The sequence below is a fragment of the Paracoccus sanguinis genome (assembly GCF_012689545.1).
GTDB classification, from domain to species: domain Bacteria; phylum Pseudomonadota; class Alphaproteobacteria; order Rhodobacterales; family Rhodobacteraceae; genus Paracoccus; species Paracoccus panacisoli.
Map to the genome: position 1 here is coordinate 925384 of NZ_CP051542.1, position 19247 is coordinate 944630.

The 19247-nt window shown below is 71.5% G+C and carries 18 protein-coding genes, 1 tRNA gene and 1 pseudogene; 3 read left to right on the forward strand and 17 right to left on the reverse strand.

Features of this window, described 5'->3' with window-relative positions:
• Positions 1 to 14: 14 nt before the first annotated feature.
• Together HGN31_RS04450 and HGN31_RS04455 are read left to right on the forward strand one after the other, a co-directional pair.
• A complete protein-coding gene (locus HGN31_RS04450; RefSeq protein ID WP_168782449.1) occupies positions 15 to 338 on the forward strand; it encodes a hypothetical protein in 324 nt (107 codons plus the stop codon).
• 102 nt (positions 339 to 440) lie between these two features.
• A complete protein-coding gene (locus HGN31_RS04455; RefSeq protein WP_168782450.1) occupies positions 441 to 3869 on the forward strand; it encodes a pyruvate carboxylase in 3429 nt (1142 codons plus the stop codon).
• 72 nt (positions 3870 to 3941) lie between these two features.
• Here the strand turns inward: HGN31_RS04455 and HGN31_RS04460 are convergent, their stop codons facing one another.
• Together HGN31_RS04460 and HGN31_RS04465 are read right to left on the reverse strand one after the other, a co-directional pair.
• Positions 3942 to 4415, reverse strand: coding sequence for a hypothetical protein (locus HGN31_RS04460; protein WP_168782451.1), 474 nt, complete (start codon positions 4413 to 4415; stop codon positions 3942 to 3944).
• Positions 4405 to 5028 (reverse strand): DUF5671 domain-containing protein, encoded by a 624-nt coding sequence (locus HGN31_RS04465; RefSeq protein WP_168782452.1) that lies wholly within the window; start codon positions 5026 to 5028, stop codon positions 4405 to 4407. The genes HGN31_RS04460 and HGN31_RS04465 overlap by 11 nt, the downstream gene beginning before the upstream one ends.
• A 336-nt stretch (positions 5029 to 5364) precedes the next feature.
• On the opposite strand from HGN31_RS04465, the gene HGN31_RS04470 reads away from it, so the two are divergent.
• Positions 5365 to 5439, forward strand: a tRNA-Gly gene (locus tag HGN31_RS04470).
• Positions 5440 to 5524: 85 nt separating this feature from the next.
• On the opposite strand, the gene HGN31_RS04475 is transcribed toward HGN31_RS04470, so the two are convergent.
• The 15 genes and pseudogenes from HGN31_RS04475 to HGN31_RS04540 form a co-directional block, all read right to left on the reverse strand.
• On the reverse strand, positions 5525 to 6214 hold the full coding sequence (locus tag HGN31_RS04475; protein WP_036734258.1) for an ABC transporter ATP-binding protein: 690 nt from the start codon (positions 6212 to 6214) through the stop codon (positions 5525 to 5527).
• Positions 6211 to 6480, reverse strand: coding sequence for an ABC transporter ATP-binding protein C-terminal domain-containing protein (locus HGN31_RS16745; RefSeq protein ID WP_425325332.1), 270 nt, complete (start codon positions 6478 to 6480; stop codon positions 6211 to 6213). Before HGN31_RS16745 ends, HGN31_RS04475 begins: the two co-directional genes overlap by 4 nt.
• A 9-nt stretch (positions 6481 to 6489) precedes the next feature.
• A pseudogene (locus tag HGN31_RS16750) lies at positions 6490 to 6888 on the reverse strand (ATP-binding cassette domain-containing protein); the annotation flags it as partial.
• A gap of 94 nt (positions 6889 to 6982) precedes the next feature.
• Positions 6983 to 7957, reverse strand: a complete 975-nt coding sequence (locus HGN31_RS04485; protein WP_168782454.1) for a branched-chain amino acid ABC transporter permease — start codon at positions 7955 to 7957, stop codon at positions 6983 to 6985.
• Complete coding sequence (locus HGN31_RS04490) at positions 7954 to 8865, reverse strand: branched-chain amino acid ABC transporter permease (RefSeq protein WP_036704645.1); 912 nt, start codon at positions 8863 to 8865, stop codon at positions 7954 to 7956. Before HGN31_RS04490 ends, HGN31_RS04485 begins: the two co-directional genes overlap by 4 nt.
• Positions 8866 to 8904: 39 nt before the next feature.
• A complete protein-coding gene (locus tag HGN31_RS04495) occupies positions 8905 to 10047 on the reverse strand; it encodes an ABC transporter substrate-binding protein (RefSeq protein WP_036734254.1) in 1143 nt (380 codons plus the stop codon).
• Positions 10048 to 10187: 140 nt separating this feature from the next.
• Positions 10188 to 11819: an AMP-binding protein gene (locus HGN31_RS04500; protein WP_168782455.1), complete on the reverse strand. Its 1632-nt coding sequence runs from the start codon at positions 11817 to 11819 to the stop codon at positions 10188 to 10190.
• Positions 11816 to 12256, reverse strand: a complete 441-nt coding sequence (locus HGN31_RS04505) for a RidA family protein (RefSeq protein WP_168782456.1) — start codon at positions 12254 to 12256, stop codon at positions 11816 to 11818. Before HGN31_RS04505 ends, HGN31_RS04500 begins: the two co-directional genes overlap by 4 nt.
• Positions 12249 to 12665, reverse strand: coding sequence for an acyl-CoA thioesterase (locus tag HGN31_RS04510; RefSeq protein WP_168782457.1), 417 nt, complete (start codon positions 12663 to 12665; stop codon positions 12249 to 12251). Before HGN31_RS04510 ends, HGN31_RS04505 begins: the two co-directional genes overlap by 8 nt.
• Complete coding sequence (locus HGN31_RS04515) at positions 12662 to 13111, reverse strand: cupin domain-containing protein (protein ID WP_168782458.1); 450 nt, start codon at positions 13109 to 13111, stop codon at positions 12662 to 12664. The genes HGN31_RS04510 and HGN31_RS04515 overlap by 4 nt, the downstream gene beginning before the upstream one ends.
• The gene (locus HGN31_RS04520) at positions 13108 to 14262 is read right to left on the reverse strand and encodes an acyl-CoA dehydrogenase family protein (RefSeq protein ID WP_168782459.1); all 1155 of its coding nucleotides are present in this window, start codon (positions 14260 to 14262) and stop codon (positions 13108 to 13110) included. Before HGN31_RS04520 ends, HGN31_RS04515 begins: the two co-directional genes overlap by 4 nt.
• A 5-nt stretch (positions 14263 to 14267) precedes the next feature.
• Positions 14268 to 15095, reverse strand: a complete 828-nt coding sequence (locus HGN31_RS04525; RefSeq protein ID WP_168782460.1) for an enoyl-CoA hydratase family protein — start codon at positions 15093 to 15095, stop codon at positions 14268 to 14270.
• Complete coding sequence (locus HGN31_RS04530) at positions 15092 to 15559, reverse strand: MarR family winged helix-turn-helix transcriptional regulator (protein ID WP_168782461.1); 468 nt, start codon at positions 15557 to 15559, stop codon at positions 15092 to 15094. Before HGN31_RS04530 ends, HGN31_RS04525 begins: the two co-directional genes overlap by 4 nt.
• Positions 15556 to 16308, reverse strand: coding sequence for an SDR family NAD(P)-dependent oxidoreductase (locus HGN31_RS04535; protein ID WP_168782462.1), 753 nt, complete (start codon positions 16306 to 16308; stop codon positions 15556 to 15558). The genes HGN31_RS04530 and HGN31_RS04535 overlap by 4 nt, the downstream gene beginning before the upstream one ends.
• Complete coding sequence (locus tag HGN31_RS04540; RefSeq protein WP_168783804.1) at positions 16301 to 18586, reverse strand: bifunctional salicylyl-CoA 5-hydroxylase/oxidoreductase; 2286 nt, start codon at positions 18584 to 18586, stop codon at positions 16301 to 16303. The genes HGN31_RS04535 and HGN31_RS04540 overlap by 8 nt, the downstream gene beginning before the upstream one ends.
• Positions 18587 to 19247: the final 661 nt, after the last annotated feature.

A 19247-nucleotide genomic window follows, 5' to 3' on the forward strand; every position in this document is an offset into this window, starting at 1 on the left:
GAAAGGAGACCGCCATGATCCGCCTCGCCCTGCTCACCGCGCTGATCGCCGGGTGCACCCCGGGTGCGCCCTCCGGCGAGCGCGTCGAGGTCTGGACCTCCGCGGGCTCGGTCCAGTGCGAGCCGGGCTCCGGGATCAGCGCGGCTGAGGCCGCCGCCCGGCTGGTCGCGGCGGGCGTCACCCCGGCGGGGCCGGCGCGCGCAGGCCAGGACGGGATGATGCGCCCGGCGGTCTGCGGCGGCGGGGACGGTCGGGTCTGGGTGATCGGGATCGCCGCCGGCGACCTCGCCCGCGCGCGTGCCGCGGGCTTCGCGCCGCTGGACGAGCTGCCGGGCTGACCCCTGCACCCCCCCGCCCCCCCCCCCGGACCTCCGCGGCGGGGGTTGCCCCGGCGCCGCCGCCGCTTAAGGTCGGCCGGGTTCCCAGCGAGGTGCCGCCCGATGTTCGAGAAGATCCTGATCGCCAACCGCGGCGAGATCGCCATCCGGGTGATGCGCGCCGCAACCGAGCTGGGCAAGCGCACCGTCGCCGTCTACGCCGAAGAGGACAAGCTCGGCCTGCACCGCTTCAAGGCCGACGAGGCCTACCGCATCGGCGCGGGGCTGGGGCCGGTCGCGGCCTATCTCTCGATCCCCGAGATCATCCGCGTCGCGCGCGAGGCGAGCTGCGACGCCATCCACCCGGGCTACGGGCTTCTGTCCGAGAACCCCGAGTTCGTCGACGCCTGCACCGCCGCAGGCATCGCCTTCATCGGCCCGACGGCCGAGACGATGCGCGCGCTTGGCGACAAGGCCAGCGCCCGGCGGGTGGCCATTGCGGCGGGCGTTCCCGTGATCCCCGCGACCGAAGTGCTGGGCGACGACATGGAAGCGGTCCGCCGTCAGGCCGCCGAGATCGGCTATCCGCTGATGCTCAAGGCCAGCTGGGGCGGCGGCGGGCGCGGGATGCGCCCCATCGCGGCCGAGGCCGAGCTGGCCGAAAAGGTGCGCGAGGGGCGGCGCGAGGCCGAGGCCGCGTTCGGCAACGGCGAGGGCTATCTGGAAAAGATGATCCAGCGCGCGCGCCACGTCGAGGTGCAGCTTCTGGGCGACAGCCACGGCGGACTCTATCACCTCTATGAGCGTGACTGCACCGTGCAGCGCCGCAACCAGAAGGTGGTCGAGCGCGCCCCGGCCCCCTATCTGACCGATGCGCAGCGGGCCGAGGTCTGCGACCTGGCGCTGCGGATCGGCCGCGCGGTCGGCTATCGCAACGCCGGCACCGTCGAGTTCCTGATGGATATGGACTCGCAGCAGTTCTACTTCATCGAGGTGAACCCGCGCGTCCAGGTCGAGCACACCGTGACCGAAGAGGTCACCGGCATCGACATCGTGCAGGCCCAGATCCGCATCGCCGAGGGCGCGACGCTCGCCGAGGCGACCGGCCATGCCCGGCAAGAGGACATCGCGCTGTCGGGTCACGCGATCCAGTGCCGGGTCACGACCGAGGACCCGCAGAACAACTTCATCCCCGACTACGGCCGGATCAGCGCCTATCGCAGCGCCACCGGCAACGGCATCCGGCTGGACGGCGGCACGGCCTATGCCGGCGCGGTCATCACCCGCTTCTACGATTCGCTCCTGGTCAAGGTCACCGCCTGGGCGCAGACCCCCGAGGCGGCGATCCGGCGGATGGACCGGGCGCTGCGCGAGTTCCGCGTCCGCGGCGTCTCGACCAACATCGACTTCGTGATCAACCTGCTGAAACACCCGGTGTTTCTGGCCGATGCGGCGACCACCAAGTTCATCGACACGACGCCCGAGCTGTTCGACTTCACCCCCCGCAAGGACCGGGCGACGCGGATCCTCACCTATCTCGCCGACATCACCGTAAACGGCCACCCCGAGACGGCGGGCCGCCCGCGCCCGGCACTCGCCCGCCCGCCGGTCCCCCCGGCCCCGCGGGGCGCGGTGCCGGACGGGACGCGCCAGATGCTCGAGCGCGAGGGGCCGCAGGCGGTGGCCGACTGGATGGGGCGGCAGACGCGGCTGCTCGTCACCGACACCACCATGCGCGACGGGCACCAGTCGCTGCTGGCCACACGGATGCGCTCGATCGACATGATCCGGGTGGCGCCGGCCTATGCGGCGAACCTCTCGGGCCTCTTCAGCGTCGAATGCTGGGGCGGGGCGACCTTCGACGTGGCCTATCGCTTCCTGCAGGAATGCCCGTGGCAGCGGCTGCGCGACATCCGCGCGGCGATGCCGAACGTGATGACGCAGATGCTGCTGCGGGCCTCGAACGGGGTCGGCTACACCAACTACCCCGACAACGTCGTGCAAGAGTTCGTGCGCCAGGCCGCCGCCTCGGGCGTCGACGTGTTCCGCGTCTTCGATTCGCTGAACTGGGTCGAGAACATGCGGGTGGCGATGGACGCGGTGCTCGACTCGGGCAAGCTGTGCGAGGGGGCGGTCTGCTATACCGGCGACATCCTCGACCCCGACCGGGCCAAGTATGACCTGCGCTATTATGTCGAGACGGCAACCGCGCTGCGCGATGCGGGCGCCCATGCGCTGGGCGTCAAGGACATGGCCGGGCTCTTGAAGCCCGCCGCCGCCACGGCGCTCTTCGCCGCGCTGCGGGACGAGGTGGGGCTGCCGATCCACTTCCACACCCACGACACCTCGGGCCTTGCCGGGGCGACGGTGCTGGCCGCGGCCGAGGCCGGGGTCGCCTGCGTGGACGCGGCGATGGACGCGTTCTCGGGCGGCACCTCGCAGCCCTGCCTCGGCTCGATCGTCGAGGCGCTGGCGCACACGCCGCGCGACACCGGGCTCGACATCGCCGCGATCCGCGAGATTTCCAACTATTGGGAGCGGGTGCGCGACCAGTACGCGGCCTTCGAGGCCGGCGGCCGGGCGCCCGCGTCCGAGGTCTGGCTGCACGAGATGCCGGGGGGCCAGTTCACCAATCTCAAGGCGCAGGCCCGCAGCCTCGGGCTCGAAGAGCGCTGGCACGAGGTGGCGCAGGCCTATGCCGACGCCAACCAGATGTTCGGCGACATCGTCAAGGTCACCCCGTCCTCCAAGGTGGTGGGCGACATGGCGCTGATGATGGTGGCCCAGGGGCTGACCCGCGCCGAGGTCGAGGACCCGGCCGTCGAGGTCGCCTTCCCCGACTCGGTCGTGGACATGATGCGCGGCAACCTCGGCCAGCCGCCGGGCGGGTGGCCCGCGGCCTTGCAGGCCAAGGTGCTGAAGGGCGAGGCGCCGATCACCGACCGGCCCGGCGCGCATCTGCCGCCGGTGGACCTCGAGGCGGCGCGGGCGGGGCTGGCCGAAAGGCTCGACGCCGAGATCGACGACGAGGACCTGAACGGCTGGCTGATGTATCCCAAGGTGTTTCAGGACTACGCCGAGCGCCACCGCCTCTATGGCCCGGTGCGCACGCTGCCGACGCTCGCCTTCTTCTACGGGATGGAACCGGGCGAGGAGATCGTGGCCGAGATCGACCCCGGCAAGACGCTGGAGATTCGCCTGCTGACGGTGGGCGAGACCGACGACGCGGGCGAGGCCAAGGTGTTCTTCGAACTCAACGGCCAGCCGCGCAGCGTCCGGGTGCCGAACCGCTCGGTCAAGGCGCGGGCGGCGGCGCGGGTGAAGGCCGACCCGGCCAACCCCGCCCACATCGGCGCGCCGATGCCCGGCGTGGTGGCGAGCGTGGCAGTCCACCCGGGGGCCTCGGTCAAGCCGGGCGACCTGCTGTTGACCATCGAGGCGATGAAGATGGAGACCGGGATCCACGCCGACCGCGCGGCGGTGGTCAAGGCGGTGCACGTCGCGCCCGCGCAACAGATCGACGCCAAGGACCTGCTGATCGAGCTGGAGTGAGGGGACGGCCCTGACGGGCCGTGGCCTCCGGCGGGGATATATGGGCAAGAAAGAAGCGGGAGCGCGCGGGGGTCAGTTGGCCGGTTGCACGTCGGCCTGGACACCAGCGTCGGGCCGCGTCTCGGGCACCGGCGGCAGTTCGCGAGCGATGCAGTCGCCGTCGCGCTCGCGCCCGAAGCTGTAGCGAAAGGGGATCGCCTGGGGCTGCAGCTCGAAGTCGGCGCAGAGGCGGTAGTGGACGTCGTCCACCCGCTCGAACCGATAGGCGGCGCCCGTGGCCGTGTCGGTCAGCGGCAGCGGCCCGGGGCAGGCCTCGGTCTCGGTCAGCGCCGCGGGCATGACCCGGCTATTGCCCTCGCGCGAGAGGCATTCGACGTGCAGGGCCAGGCGATTCAGGTCGTCGAGCCGCGCCGAGTCGCGGCGTTCCTTGCGCGCCTGCGACGGGCCGCCGCCGAGAGCCAGCCCGGCGATGACGAGGACCAGCGCCAACCCGGCGATGGCGAGGCTGGCCCAGCCCTGGGGCGAGCGGCGCGGATCAGCGGTCATCGAGTTCGTCCCGGTAATAGGCGAAGGCCAGCCCACCGATCACCGCGATCAACAGCGCCTTGGCGGCGAATCGGCCGGTCAGCTCGCCCTCGAGCAGGGCGTTCACGACCGCGACCAGATCGCCGAGCAGCGCCAGCGAGGCGAGCAGCAGCGTGATCGCCGCGAACCACTTGCGCACCAGCGAGCGGCGGCGGCCGGGATCGCCCGCGCTCTGCCGGGCCACCCGGCGGTTAAGCCACAAAAATAGCGGCACGGTCGGGATCAGGACCGCGATGTTCCAGCGCATCGACCGGACGAGCAGGCCGTAGCGGTCGGCCGGGTCGGGCATGAGCTGGTCGACGATCTTGAAGCCGAGCATGGCGAGGTGCCAGCAGATGCACCCCAGAATGAGGAACAGCAGCCCGTAGACGAACCCCTCGCGCGCCGAGACATAGGCCCGCGGGCGCGGCACCGGCGGCAGCCCCGCGGGGCCGGGCGCCCAGGCGTCAAGCGCCGCGGCGACCTCGGTCGGCGACCACCCGGCCGAGCCGAGCGCCGCGGCGAGCGCGTCGGCCGGTTGCCCGGCGCTCAGGCCGGTGCGGACGAAGTCGGCGATCTCGTCGCGGCCGGACATGGCGTTTCCTCGGGGCTCAGGGCGGTGATGCGCGGCCATAGGGGCGGGTGCGGAGGACGGTGTCAAGCGGACGGGCGGCGGGCCGCGCGGAGACGTGACCGGGGATCGGGTGGCGTATTGGGGCCTTCGGGTGGGGAGCGGCCGATGCTCTTCCCGTGCGCTGCCGGATGACGTCGCACATGCCCGCGTCTTGGGGCGGGTTTCGCCGCGCAGACCCCGGCACCTTTCGACGCCGATCACGCGCCTCTGCGTCACGCACCAAATTTCCTCTTGCAGCCCCCCGCGGGCTTCTCTACATCACCCGTCACCGGCAGCGGACGCCGCCGGGAACGGAGCGCGGGCGTAGCTCAGGGGTAGAGCATAACCTTGCCAAGGTTAGGGTCGTGAGTTCGAATCTCATCGCCCGCTCCAACGTCAAAAGGGCCGGTCCTTCGGGGCCGGCCCTTTGCGTTCGCCGGGCGCGTGCCGGTCGCTCCAACCGGCGCTGCACCCGCCGCTACACCCCCAGCCAGTCGTTCGCCTGATCCTCGGTCAGCGCCTCGAGCCGCCCGTGCCAGATGCTGCGCCCGCGTTCGAGGATCACCGCGTGGTCGGCGATCTGGCGCAGTTCGCGCAGGCTCTTGTCCACCAGCAGGATCGACTGCCCGTCCTGCTTGAGCCGGACGATGGCGGCCCAGATCTCCTGCCGGACGACGGGGGCGAGGCCCTCGGTCGCCTCGTCGAGGATCAGGAGCCGCGGGTTGGTCATCAGCGCCCGGCCGATGGCGAGCATCTGCTGCTCACCCCCCGACAGCGTCGCCGCGCGCTGGCCGCGCCGCTCGGCGAGGCGCGGGAACAGCGCCTCGACCCGCGCCCGGTCCCACGGGCCGGGACGGGCGGCCACGCCCAGGTTCTCGGCCACGGTGAGCGGCGCGAAGCAGCGCCGCCCCTCGGGGACGAGGCCGACGCCCAGCCGGGCGATGCGGTGCGGGGCGAGCCCCCCGAGCGGCCGCCCGTCCAGGCTGACGCGCCCCGCGGTGGGGGGTGTCAGGCCGCAGATCGCGCGGATCGTCGTCGTCTTGCCCATGCCGTTGCGCCCCATCAGCGCCAGCACCTCGCCGGGTGCCAGCGCCAGGTCGACGCCGAACAGCGCCTGCACCGGGCCGTAGCCGGCCTCGAGCCCCGCGGTTTCCAGAAGCGCGCTCACTCGTCCTCTCCCAGATACGAGCGGCGCACCTCGGGGTCGCGGCGGATCGCCTCGACCGCGCCGCTGGCGATGATTCGCCCGGCGACGAGGACCGAGACGCGGTCGGCCAGCGCGAAGACCGCGTCCATGTCGTGCTCGACGAGCAGGATCGGCGCCTCGGCCTTGAGTGCCGAGAGCAGCGCCACGAGCTGCCCCGCCCCCTCGCCGCCCATCCCCGCCATCGGCTCGTCCAGCAGGAAAAGCTGCGGGTGCAGCGCCAGCGCCATCGCGATCTCGAGCTTGCGGCGTTCGCCGTGGCTAAGGACCGCGGCCGGCACCGCCTCGCGCCCCGCCAGCCCGGCGGCGGCGATGTGGCGCCTGGCCGGTCCGGTCAGCGCGGGGTCGCCCAGCACCGGGCGCAGAAAGCGGAAGCTGTGCCCGCTGGCCCCCTGCTCGGCCAGCACGACGTTCTGCAGCACGGTGAAATCCGCGATCACCTGGCTGACCTGGAAGCTGCGGGCGAGGCCGAGGCGCGCGCGTCCCGCCGCATCCACCCCGTCGATGGACCGGCCGCGGAACCGCACCGTGCCCGCGTCGGGACGCAGCTCGCCGGTGATCTGCTTGATGAGGGTGGACTTGCCGGCGCCGTTGGGGCCGATCAGGGCGTGGATCTCTCCGGCCCGCAGGGTCAGCGAGACGTCGTCGGTGGCGGTCAGGGCGCCGAAGGACTTGCGCAGCCCGCGGATGTCGAGGATCGGCTCGGCCAGCGGCACGGGCTGGGGGACCGGCTCAGTCATGGCTGCGCCCCCGCCCGCTCAGGATGCCGACGATGCCGCCCGGCGCGAACATCACGATGCCGAGCAGCGCGAGCCCGAGAAGCGCCTGCCAGTATTCGCTGACGCCGCCGACCAGATGCTCGAGGATCACATAGGTCATGGCCCCCGCCAGCGGCCCCATCAGCCGCCCCACCCCGCCGAGGATGACGAACACCATGATCTCGCCCGACATGTGCCAGCTGAGCGCGGCTGGCGAGATGAAGCGGTTGAGATCGGCATAGAGCGAGCCCGCCAGCGCCGTGATCGCCGCCGAGATGACGAAGGCGGTCAGGCGGATGCCGAAGGGGCGGATGCCGACCGCGGTGACCCGCTGCGGGTTCCGCCGCGCCGCCTGCAGCGCAAGGCCAAAGCGCGCCCGCATCATCACCGCGACGAGCCCCAGTGCGAGCAAGAGCAGCGTGACACAGACCCCGAACCAGGTCAGCGGGTTCATCGTCGCCAGCCCCGGCAGGCGGTTCCTGACATAGAACGACAACCCGTCCTCGCCGCCATAGGCCGGCCAGCCGATGGCGAACCAGTAGATCATCTGCGCGAAGGCGAGCGTCACCATGATGAAATAGACGCCCGAGGTCCTGAGGCTCAGCGCCCCGATCACCAGCGCGGCGAGTGCCCCCGCGGCCATCGCCGCGGGCCAGATCACCAGCAGGTCGGTGGTGCCGGGCAGGCTGCCGAGGATCGGCTCGCCCGACATGGCGTGGCTGGCCAGCACCCCGGTCACGTAGCCGCCGATGCCGAAGAAGGCGGCATGGCCGAAGCTGACCAGCCCGCCGTAGCCGAGCACGAGGTTCAGCCCGACCCCGGCGAGCGCCAGGATCGCGGCCTTGGTGGCGAGCGTCACCCAGAAGCCGTGGCCGGTCCAGTGCGCGACCAGCCCGCCGCCGATCAGCAGCGCCAGCAGGCCGGCGTTGACGAGGGACGCCCGGTTCACGCCCGCACCCCGAAGAGGCCCGCGGGGCGCCACAGCAGCACCGCCGCCATCAGCAGATAGATCGACATCGAGGCGAGGCTCGCGCCCAGCGTGTTGGCCTCGGCCGTCGGCATGATGCGGGCGAGCAGCCCGGGCAGCAGCGCGCGGCCGAGGCTCTCGGTCATGCCGACGAGGATCGCCGCGACCAGCGCCCCGCCGATCGAGCCGATGCCGCCGATCACCACCACGACGAAGGCGAGGATCAGCACCGGCTCGCCCATCCCGACCTGCACCGACTGCACGGCGCCGACCAGCGCGCCGGCCAGCCCCGCGAGCGCGGCGCCGAGCGCGAAGACCACGGTGTAGAGCCGGGCGATGTCTACGCCGAGCGCGCCGATCATCTCGCGGTCGGCCTCGCCCGCGCGGATGCGGGCGCCCAGCCGGGTGCGGGTCATCAGAAGGAACAGCCCCGCGGCGATCAGCGCCCCGACCCCGATCACGCCGAGCCGGAACACCGGATAGACCAGCCCCCCCGGCAGCGTCACCGTCCCCGACAGGGCCGGCGGCAGCGTGAGGTAAAGCGGGAACGAGCCGAACATCCAGCGCATCCCCTCGGACGCGATCAGGATCAGCGCGAAGGTCGCGAGCACCTGGTCGAGGTGGTCGCGGGCGTAGAGGCGGCGGATCACCACCGCCTCGACCAGTGCGCCCGCGGCCGCCGCGGCGGCAAGGCTCGCCGCGACGCCGAGGGCGAAGCTGCCCGTCTCGCGCGCCACCACCGCGCAGGCGAAGGCGCCGATCATGTAGAGCGAGCCATGCGCGAGGTTGATGAGCCCCATGACGCCGAACACCAGCGTCAGGCCCGCCGCCATCAGGAACAGCGTCATCCCGTATTGCAGCCCGTTGAGAAGCTGTTCGACGATCAGCATTAGATCATCCCCACCCCGGCCCCGGCGCGCGCAACCGTCCTACATCTTGCACTCGGCCGCGTAGGCGTCGGCGTGGTCGGTCAGGGCGGTGCCCACGATCTTGTTGGTCAGCACGCCCTGGTCGTTCTTGATGACCTCGCGGACATAGAGGTCCTGAATGGGGTGCTGGTTCGGGCCGAAGCTGAACTTGCCCCGCACGCTCGGGAACTCGGCCGCCTTCAGCGCGGTGCGGAAGGCGTCGTGGTCGCTGACCTCGGCCTTGGCGGCCGCCGACAGGATCAGGTTCGCGGTGTCATACCCCTGCGCCGCATAGACCGAGGGCAGGCGGTTGTAGGCCTTCTGGAACTCGGCGACGAAGGTCTTGTTGGCCTCGTTGTCGAGGTCGGGGGACCAGCTTGCGGTGTTCTTGACCCCCAGCGCGGCGTCGCCGACCGCGGGCAGGATGTCCTGGTCGAAGCTGAAGGCCGGGCCGATCAGCGGGGTTTTGACGCCGCTCGTGGCGTATTGCTTCATGAACGAGATGCCCATGCCGCCGGGCAGGAAGAAGAACACCGCATCCGCCCCGGAATCGCGGATCTGGGCGATCTCGCCGGCGTAGTCGGTCTGCCCGACCTGGGTGTAGACCTCGCCTGCCAGCTCACCCTTGTAGAAGCGCTTGAAGCCCGAAAGCGAGTCCTTGCCCGCCGGGTAGTTCGGCGCCATCACGAACACCTTCTTGTAGCCGGCGTCGGTCGCCGCCTGGCCCGCGGCCTCGTGGAAGTTGTCGTTCTGGTAGCTGACGGCGAAGTAGTCCTTGTTGCACTGGGCGCCCGCCAGCGCCGAGGGCGCGGCGTTGGTCGAGACGTAGAACTTGCCCTGCTGAACCGCCGCCGGGACCACCGCCATCGCGAGGTTCGACCAGACGATCCCGGTCAGCAGGTCCACGCCGTCCTGCTGGATCATCTTGTCGGCGATCTGCACCGCCACGTCGGGCTTCTGCTGGTCGTCCTCGGTGACGACGGTGATGTCCCTGGCCTTGTCCCCCGCCAGCTTGAGGGCGAGGTCGAAGCCGTCGCGGGTGTCGATCCCGAGGCCCGCGCCGCCGCCCGACAGCGTGGTGATCATGCCGATCTTGACCGGGCCGGCCATCGCCGTGCCCGCGCTCAGCGCCGCAAGGACGCCCAGGGTGGTGATGAGTTTCATGGTCTTTTCCTCTCCTGTGTGCGCGGGGACGTTGCCCCGCCTTGTGACATTCCGGCGGCCCGTGCGCCGCCGCCCCGCGCGTGTAGAAGGACGGGCGCGCGCCCCGCTGTAAAGCCCGGACACCCCGGCGGGCGCCGCGTTCAGCCCCCCTCCTTGAGGCGGAAACGCTGGATCTTGCCGCTTTCGGTCTTGGGCAGGGCGGCGCAGAACACCACGCTGCGGGGGTATTTGTAGGGCGCGATGCTGCGCTTGACGTGATCCTGCAGGTCACGGACCATCAGCCGGTCGGCCTCGAACCCCTCGCGAAGGACGACATGGGCCTCGACGATCTCGCCGCGCTCGGGGTCGGGCGCGCCGATCACGGCGCATTCGGCGACGGCGGGGTGCGAGAGCAGAGCCGCCTCGACCTCGGGGCCGGCGATGTTGTAGCCGGCCGAGAGGATGATCCCGTCGTTGCGGGCGGCGAAGTGGAACCGCCCCTCGTCGTCCTGGGTGAAGCTGTCGCCGGTCAGGTTCCAGCCGCCCTTCACATAGTCGCGCTGCCGGTCGGGGTCGGCGAGGTAGCGGCACCCCAGCGGCCCCTGCACCGCCAGCCGGCCGAGCGTGCCGCGCGGCACCTCGCGCCCCTCGTCGTCCACGATCATCGCCCGGTAGGTGCTGACCGGCCGCCCGGTGCAGCCGGGGCGGTGGTCGTCGAAGCGGTTGGTCAGGAAGATGTGCAGCATCTCGGTCGAGCCGATCCCGTCCAGCATCGGCTTGCCGGTGCGGGCCTTCCACTCCTCATAGACCGGCGCGGGCAGCGTCTCGCCGGCCGAGACGGCGGCGCGCAGGCTCGACAGGTCCGCGCCCGCGTCCATCGCCGACAGCATGGCGCGATAGGCGGTGGGGGCGGTGAAGCAGATCGTGGCCCGGTAGCGCTCGATGATCTCGACCATGTTGGGCGGGCTCGCCTGTTCCAGCAGCGCCGCCGCCGCGCCGAAGCGCAGCGGGAACACCGCGAGCCCGCCGAGGCCGAAGGTGAAGGCCAGCGGCGGCGAGCCCACGAACACGTCCTCGGGCGTGACCTGCAGCACCTCGCGCGCGTAGCCGTCGGCGATGATCAGGATGTCGCGGTGGAAGTGCATCGTGGCCTTGGGCGCCCCGGTCGTCCCCGAGGTGAAGCCGAGCAGCGCCACGTCGTCGCGCCCGGTCTGCACGCAGTCGAAGCGCACCGGCTTGCCCAGCGCCGCGCGGTCCAGCTCGGCGTCGTGGTTGGCGCTGCCGTCGAAGCCGACCACCGTCTCGAGCACCGGGGCCAGCGCCTTGGCGGCGATCATCTCCTCCATCAGGCGCGTGTCGCAGAGGGCGAACTTGACCTGCGCCTTGTCCACGATCTTGGCCAGCTCGCCCGCGCGCAGCATCGGCATGGTGTTGACCACGACCGCGCCCGCCTTGGTCGCGGCCAGCCAGCAGGCCACCATCGCCGGGTTGTTGGCCGAGCGGATCAGCACCCGGTTGCCGGGCTTGACGCCGTAATCCTCGACCAGCGTGCGGGCGATGCGGTTGGTCCAGTCCGACAGCTCCTTGTAGGTGCGCTGGCGGCCATTGCCGATCAGCGCCACGCGGTCGCCGTGGCCGTGCTGGACCATCCGGTCGGTCAGCTCGTGGCCGATGTTCAGCCATTCCGGATAGCGGAACGGGCCGAGGTCGATCTTCGGCCAGAGCGCGGCCGGGGGCAGGTTGTCGCGGGTAAAGCTGTCCTCGTGGCCCGAGGGGCCGAGGGGTTCGTTCATCGCGCGCCCTCCCCCGCTGCGGGGCCCGCGTCGGGCACCACCGCCGTCGCCTCGATCTCAAGCCGGGCGCGGTCCTCGACCAGCGCCACCACCTGCACCAGCGCCATCGCCGGGTAATGCCGGCCCAGGTGCTTGCGGTAGACGGCGCCGAGGTCGCGCAGGCGGCTCATGTATTCCTGCTTGTCCACCACGAACCAGGTCATCCGGGTCAGGTGCTCGGGCCCCGCCCCCGCCTCGGCCAGAAGCGCCACGATGGCGCCGAGGATGCGGTCGGTCTGCTCGATGAAATCGTCGCTGTGCCAGACCTGCTGGTCGTCCCAGCCGACCAGCCCGCCCAGCCAGATCGTCCTGCCGGGGCGCGAGACGACCGCGTTGGCGTAGCCCTGGGCGGGTTTCCAGCCCTCGGGGTTCAGGAACTCGTGCGGACTTTCACTCATCGCCATGCTCCCTTGCGGCCTCGAGCCGGGCCCGCATCTCTCGGGGCCAGGCGGCAGGCTTGCCGCCCCGGCCGATCCACACCAGCGTCTTGCGCACCTCGAGCCGCGTGTCGCCCGTCCCCACCCGCGCGGTCAGCGCCAGATCGAGGCTCGACCGCCCGACCCGCAGCACCGTCAGCGTCCAGTCAAGCCGGTCGCCGAGCCGCGACGGCAGCCGGAAATCGGCCTCGAGCCGGGCGGTCGGGACGCCCTCGCCCGCCGCCATCACCTCGGCGTAGCTGCGGCCCACCACCTCGGCGAAGAAGTTTTCGCACACCGAGTTGGTCATCTCGAAATAGCGCGCGTAGAACACGATCCCGGCCGGATCGCAGTGGTTGAACTCGACCGGGATCGTCCGCCGGTAGCTCATTCGTTGGCCTCGGGCGGCAGGAAATCGACCTCGTGGGCGGCGCTGACGCGCACCACCTCGTCCACGTCGGTCATGTCGTGCAGGACCTCGAACAGCGCCTCGAGCCGGCCCGCGGGCGAGACCCAGAAGAGTGCCCGCGCCGGCGTGTCGGACTTGTTGAAATAGCCGTGCGGCACGCCGCGCGGCATCCGCACCAGATCGCCCGCCTTGGCGGTGGTCCACTGGCCGTCCAGCTTCAGCTCGAGCTGTCCCTCCTGCACCAGGATGAACTCATCCTGCGTGGGGTGGATGTGGACGGGGACGAACTGCCCCGGCTCGCTGTTCGTCTCGAACGCGAAGCTCGCGTCGCAGCTCGCCTTGGGAAAATAGCGCTGGCCGAGGATGTTCAGCTCGCGCCCGTGATAGGCCTCGCCGTTGCGGGTGATCCCGCCTTGCAGGTCGCTCATCTCTCCCCTCCCTGAAAGCCGCCCGCGACCGCGCGGGCGATGATGATGCGCTGGACGTCGCTGGCGCCCTCATAGATCCTGAGGGCGCGGATCTCGCGGTAAAGCCGCTCGACGGTCTCGCCGTGGCGCACCCCGTCGCCGCCGTGAAGCTGGACGGCCGTGTCGATGACCCGCTGGGCGGCCTCGGTCGCGTAAAGCTTGGCCATCGCCGCCTCGCGGGTGATGCGGGCGGGCCGCAGCACGTCGCGGGTCCAGGCGGCGCGGTAGATCAGCAGCGCGGCGGCGTCGATTTCCAGCGCCATGTCGGCCAGATGCCCCTCGACGATCTGGTGGTCGACCAGCCGCCCGCCGCCGGGCCGCGGCCGGTGGACCCGCGCCAGCGCCTCGTCGAGCGCCCGGCGCGCAAACCCCAGCGCCGCTGCGCCCACGGTCGCGCGGAAGAGGTCGAGGACGGCCATCACGACCTTGAACCCCGCCCCCGCCTCGCCGATCAGCGCGCCCGCGGGCAGGCGCACGCCGTCGAGCCTGAGGCGGGCGAGCGGATGCGGCGCGATCACCTCGATCCGCTCGGCTATGCTCAGGCCGGGGGTGTCGGCGGGCATCAGGAACGCCGAGAGGCCCCGCGCGCCGGGCGCCTCGCCGCTGCGCGCGAGGATCACATAGACATCGGCGATGCCGCCGTTCGAGATGTAGGTCTTTTCGCCGTCGAGCACCCAGTCGTCGCCGTCGCGCCGCGCGGTGGTGGCGGTCTGGGCCACGTCCGACCCCGCCCCCGGCTCGGTCAGCGCAAAGGCCGAGATCGCCGCGCCCGCCCGCGTCCGCTCAAGCCAGCGGCGCTGCTCGGGCGTGCCGAACAGGCTCACCGCCCCCATCCCCAGCCCCTGCATGGCAAAGGCGAAATCGGCGAGCCCGTCGTGGCGCGCCAGCGTCTCGCGGATCAGGCAGAGGCTGCGCAGGTCGATCGCCTCGCCGCCCGAGTGGGTGAGCCACCCGCCCGCCCCCAGCCGCGCCACCAGATCGCGGCAGGCGGCGTCGGTGTCGGCGTGGTCGACGGCGCCGAGCTCGCGCCCCGCCCAGTCGTCGAGCGCCCCGGCCAGGTCGCGGTGGCGGTCCTCGAAGAACGGCCAGTCGAGAAAGCTGCGGTCCGCCATGCCCCTCAGTCCCCCTCGAACACCGGCGTCTCGCGCGCCACGAAGGCGTGGTAGGCGCGGGCGAAGTCGCGGGTCTGCATGCAGATCGCCTGGGCCTGCGCCTCGGCCTCGATGGCCTGGTCCAGCCCCATGTTCCATTCCTGGTTAAGCTGCGTCTTGGTGATCCCGTGCGCCCAGACCGGCCCCGCGGCGATCCGCTCGGCCAGCGCCAGCGCGGCGGCCTCGACATCCTCGTGGACCGCGTTCCAGAAACCCCAGCGCGCGCCTTCGTCCGCCGACATCGACCGGCCGGTGTAGAGCAGCTCGGCCGCCCGCCCCTGCCCGATGATCCGCGGCAGCATCGCGCAGGCGCCCATGTCGCAGCCGGCGAGGCCCACGCGGGAGAAGAGGAACGCGGCCTTCGCGTCCGGCGCGGCGAGCCGCAGGTCCGCGGCCATCGCCATGATCGCGCCGGCGCCGACGCAGACGCCCTCGACCGCCGCGATCACCGGGCGGTTGCAGTGCAGCATCGCCCGGACCAGATCGCCGGTGAGGCGGGTGAAGGCGAGAAGGTCCGTCATCTCCATCCCGACCAGCGGGCCGATGATCTCGTGCACGTCGCCACCCGAGCAGAAATTGCCACCGTTCGAGGCGAGCACCACCACATCCACGTCGGTCGCCACCGCGAGCGCGCGGAAGGTGTCCCGCAGTTCGGCGTAGCTCGCGAAGGTCAGCGGGTTCTTGCGCTCGGGGCGGGCCAGACGGATCACCGCCACCCGGCCGCGCATCTCCCACTGGAAGTGCGTCGGGCGAAGGCCGGCCATCTCGGTGCGGGGCAGAAGGTCGTGGGTCATGCGGCAGGCTCCAGTTTGCGCAGGATGCGGCGCATCTCGGCCAGATCGGCCTCGTCGAGCGGGGCGAAGATGCGCGAGATCTCCTGCCCGTGGGCGCGCGCCATGGCGTCGAACCGCGCCCGGCCCGCCTCGGTCAGCGCGACCCGCACCGCGCGCCGGTCGGCGTCGCAGGGCAGCCGCACCGCCAGCCCCTCGGCCTCGAGCCGGTCCACCACCGCGGTCACGTTGCCGTTCGAGACGAGCAGCCAACGGCTGATCTCGGTCATCGTCATCGGCTGCTCCTGCCGCCAGAGCGCCGCCATCACGTCGAAGCGGGGCAGCGTCGTGGCGTGGTCGCGGCGCAGGAAGTCGCGCAGCTCGCCCTCGGCCCGGCGGGTGACGCCGAGCAGCCGGATCCAGAGCCTCAGCCGCCGCTTGGACAGCGGATCGGTGGCCAGCGTGGGCGCATCGGGGCGGGCGCTCATGTCTCGCCCCCGTCGATGGCGATGGCCTGGCCGTTGACGCCGCGGGCGCCGTCGCTGCACAGCCACAGCGCGGCGGCGGTGACCTCGGACGGCGCCACCAGCCGGCGCTGGGGATTGGCGCGGACCAGCGCGGCCTGCGCCGCCTCGCGGTCGCGGCCGGTCGTGCGGGTGATGGTGTCGAGCGTCCGCTCGGTCATCTCGGTGTCGAGGAACCCGGGGCAGAGCGCGTTGGCGGTGATCCCCCGCGGCCCCAGCTCTTGCGCGAGCGCCCGCACCAGCCCCACCACCCCGTGCTTGGCGGCGGTGTAATGGGCGACATAGGGATAGCCCTTGAGCCCGGCGGTCGAGGCGACCGCGATCAGCCGCCCCCAGCCCTCCATCCGCCGCAGCCCCTCGCGCAGGGTGAGGAACGTGCCGGTCAGGTTCACCGCGAGCACCGCGTCGAACTGGTCGCGCGAGAGCCTGGCAAAGGGCGCGCTGTCGGCCGCGCCGGCGTTGGCGATCACGATGTCGCAGGGCCCGGCGGCCTCAAACAGCGCCGCGACGCTCGCCTCGTCCGTCACGTCGCAGGTGAGCGCCCGCGCCCCTGTCTCGGCCGCGACCCGATCGAGCGGATCGCGGCGGCGCCCCGCCACCACCACCTCGGCCCCCGCGCTTGCGAACCCGCGGGCGAGGTCGGCGCCCACGCCGGTGCCACCCCCGGTGATCAGGGCGAGGCGGCCGGCGAGAGGGCGGGCCGCGTCAGGCACGGATCGCCTCCTGCTCGCGGGCGCGCAGCCGATAGGCCTGATCGCGGCCGGCGAGATAGGGCTTCGGCCACGGCTCGGCCTCGTCGCCCAGCGTCACGGCGGCGTGCAGCGTCCAGTAGGGGTCGGCCAGATGCGGCCGCGCAATCGCCACCAGATCGGCGCGCCCGGCCATCAGGATCGAGTTGACGTGGTCCGGCTCGGTGATGTTGCCCACCGCCATCGTCGGGATCGACAGCTCGTTGCGGATGCGGTCCGAAAACGGCGTCTGGAACATCCGCCCATAGACCGGCCGCGCCGCGGTCGAAGTCTGCCCGGCCGACACGTCGATCAGGTCCGCGCCCGCGTCGTGGAAGGCCCGCGCGATCTCGACCGCCTCTTCCGGCGTCACGCCCTCGGCGTCGAGCCAGTCGGTGGCGCTGATGCGAACCGCGATCGGCTTGCCCGCGGGCCACGCCGCGCGCATCGCCCGGAACACCTCGAGCGGCCAGCGCAGCCGGTTCTCGAGGCTGCCGCCATACTCGTCCGTCCGCCGGTTCGAGGCGGGCGAGATGAAGGACGAGACGAGATAGCCGTGCGCCGCGTGCAGCTCGACCATGTCGAAGCCGGCGCGGGCGGCCATCTCGGTCGCCGCGACGAACTGGTCGCGCACCAGGTCCATGTCGGCGCGGGTCATCTCGGCCGGCGTCGCGCTGCCCTCGGCCCAGGGGATCGGGCTTGCCGACATCAGCGGCCAGTTGCCGGTCTCGAGGGGCTGGTCCATCCCCTCCCACCCCAGCCGGGTCGAGCCCTTCCGCCCGGCGTGGCCGATCTGGCAGCAGATCCTCGCGTCCGTCTCGGCATGGATGAAGTCGACGATCCGGCGCCAGGCGGCCTCGTGTTCGGGCGCGTAGAGGCCGGGGCAGCCGGGGGTGATCCGGCCCTCGGGCGAGACGCAGGTCATCTCGGTGTAAACGAGCCCGGCACCGCCCTTGGCGCGCTCGCCCAGATGGACGAGGTGCCAGTCGGTCGGGCTGCCGTTCTCGGCCCGGTACTGCGCCATGGGCGAGACGACGACGCGGTTCTTGAGTGTCATGTCCCCCAGCCGGAACGGGGCGAACATGGGCGCCCGGCCCGGCGTGCCCCCGGCCCGCGACTGGAACCAGTCCTCGGCCGCGCCCAGCCATTCCGGGTCGCGCAGGCGCAGGTTCTCGTGGCTGATCCGCTGGCTGCGGGTGAGCAGCGAATAGGCGAACTGCACCGGCTCGAAGTCGAGGTAGCGGCCGACCTGCTCGAACCACTCGAGGCTATTGCGGGCCGCCGACTGCAGCCGCAACACCTCGAGCCGCCGCTCGTCCTGATAGCGCTGGAAGGCGGCCTCCATCGTCGGTTCCGAGTGCAGGTATTCGGCCAGCGCGATGGCGCTGTCGAAGGCGAGCCGCGAGCCCGAGCCGATCGAGAAATGCCCCGTCGCCGCGGCGTCGCCCATCAGCACGACGTTCTCGTGGTGCCAGGTCTCGCAGATCACCCGAGGGAACTGCATCCACACCGCCGAGCCGCGCAGATGGGCGGCGTTCGACATCAGCTCGTGCCCGCCGAGATGGCGCTCGAAGATGCGCCGGCAGGTCTCGACCGTCTCTTCCTTGCTCATGTCGGCAAAGCCGAGCGCGTCCCAGACGTCGGGCGTGGTCTCGACGATGAAGGTCGCTGTGGTGTCGTCGAACTGGTAGACATGGGCCCAGATCCAGCCCGCCGGGGTGCGCTCGAAGATGAAGGTGAAGGCGTCGTCGAACTTCTGGTGCGTGCCGAGCCAGACGAACTTGCAGAGCCGCGTGTCGATGTCGGGCCGGAAATGTTCGGCGTATTCGCGCCGCACGACCGAGTTGATGCCGTCGCAGCCGACCACGAGGTCGTAATCGCCCCGCAGCGCCTCGACGCTGGTGAACTCGGTCTCGAAGCGCAGGTCGACGCCGAGTTCGCGGGCCCGGTCCTGCAGCAGGATCAGCATCTGCCGCCGCCCGATGCCGGCGAAGCCGTGCCCGCCCGAGACGGTGCGGACGCCGTCCTTGATCACGGCGATGTCGTCCCAATAGGCGAAATGGCTGCGGATCGCCTCGGTCGAGGCCGGGTCATTCTTCTGCATCCGCCCCAGCGCGTCGTCCGACAGCACCACGCCCCAGCCGAAGGTGTCCCGTGCCCGGTTCCGCTCGAGCACGGTGACCTGGTGCGCGGGGTCGCGCAGCTTCATCGAGATGGCGAAATAGAGCCCAGCAGGGCCGCCCCCGAGGCAGAGTATCTTCACGGCCACGCCTCCCCACATCGCCGAAGTGAGGTGATCCTGCGGCGCGGCCGGATGTATTTCAAGCTTTAAGTTTCAAGTTGGAAAGAGATTGTGGGGATGGGGGTGGCTGATGCTGGGGGCGGCCTCAGGCCCCGATGGATGCCCTTCTGACCTGCCGGTTTGAGCGATACAGGGGCAGGATCGGCGCGCCACCGGGGGGCCGGCCCCCCGGACCCCCCGGGATATTTGGGCAGGAAAGAAGCGGGCATCGGGGTCCGGGGAACGGGGAACGGGGAACGGGCAGCGGTCGGCCGAACGCGCTGTCAGGGTTGCTCGAGCAGACCGCGTCCAGAGGTTACGCTGTTCCAACGGCTCCCAAGGTTGCACGACGCTGGCACACCCTCAACGGCTCACAACAACCCCGCGCGGGAAGATGAGCGTCTCTGTCGCGGCTACGGCCACTGACCGCGACCACCGGACGTCCAACGCACCCCGCCCCGGGTCACGGCCTCCCGCTGCGCGGCCCGTGCACCTGCTGTGCGCGACGTCCTTTGTAACGGCCATTGGCAGACAGCTTTTCAGGACAGGGGTTGGAGACTCCGCGCTCAGGCAAGACGTCGAGTCAGTCGCCCGACGAAAACGGCCTGACGGCCCGCCCCGAAACGCTGCCCCGCTAGGCTTA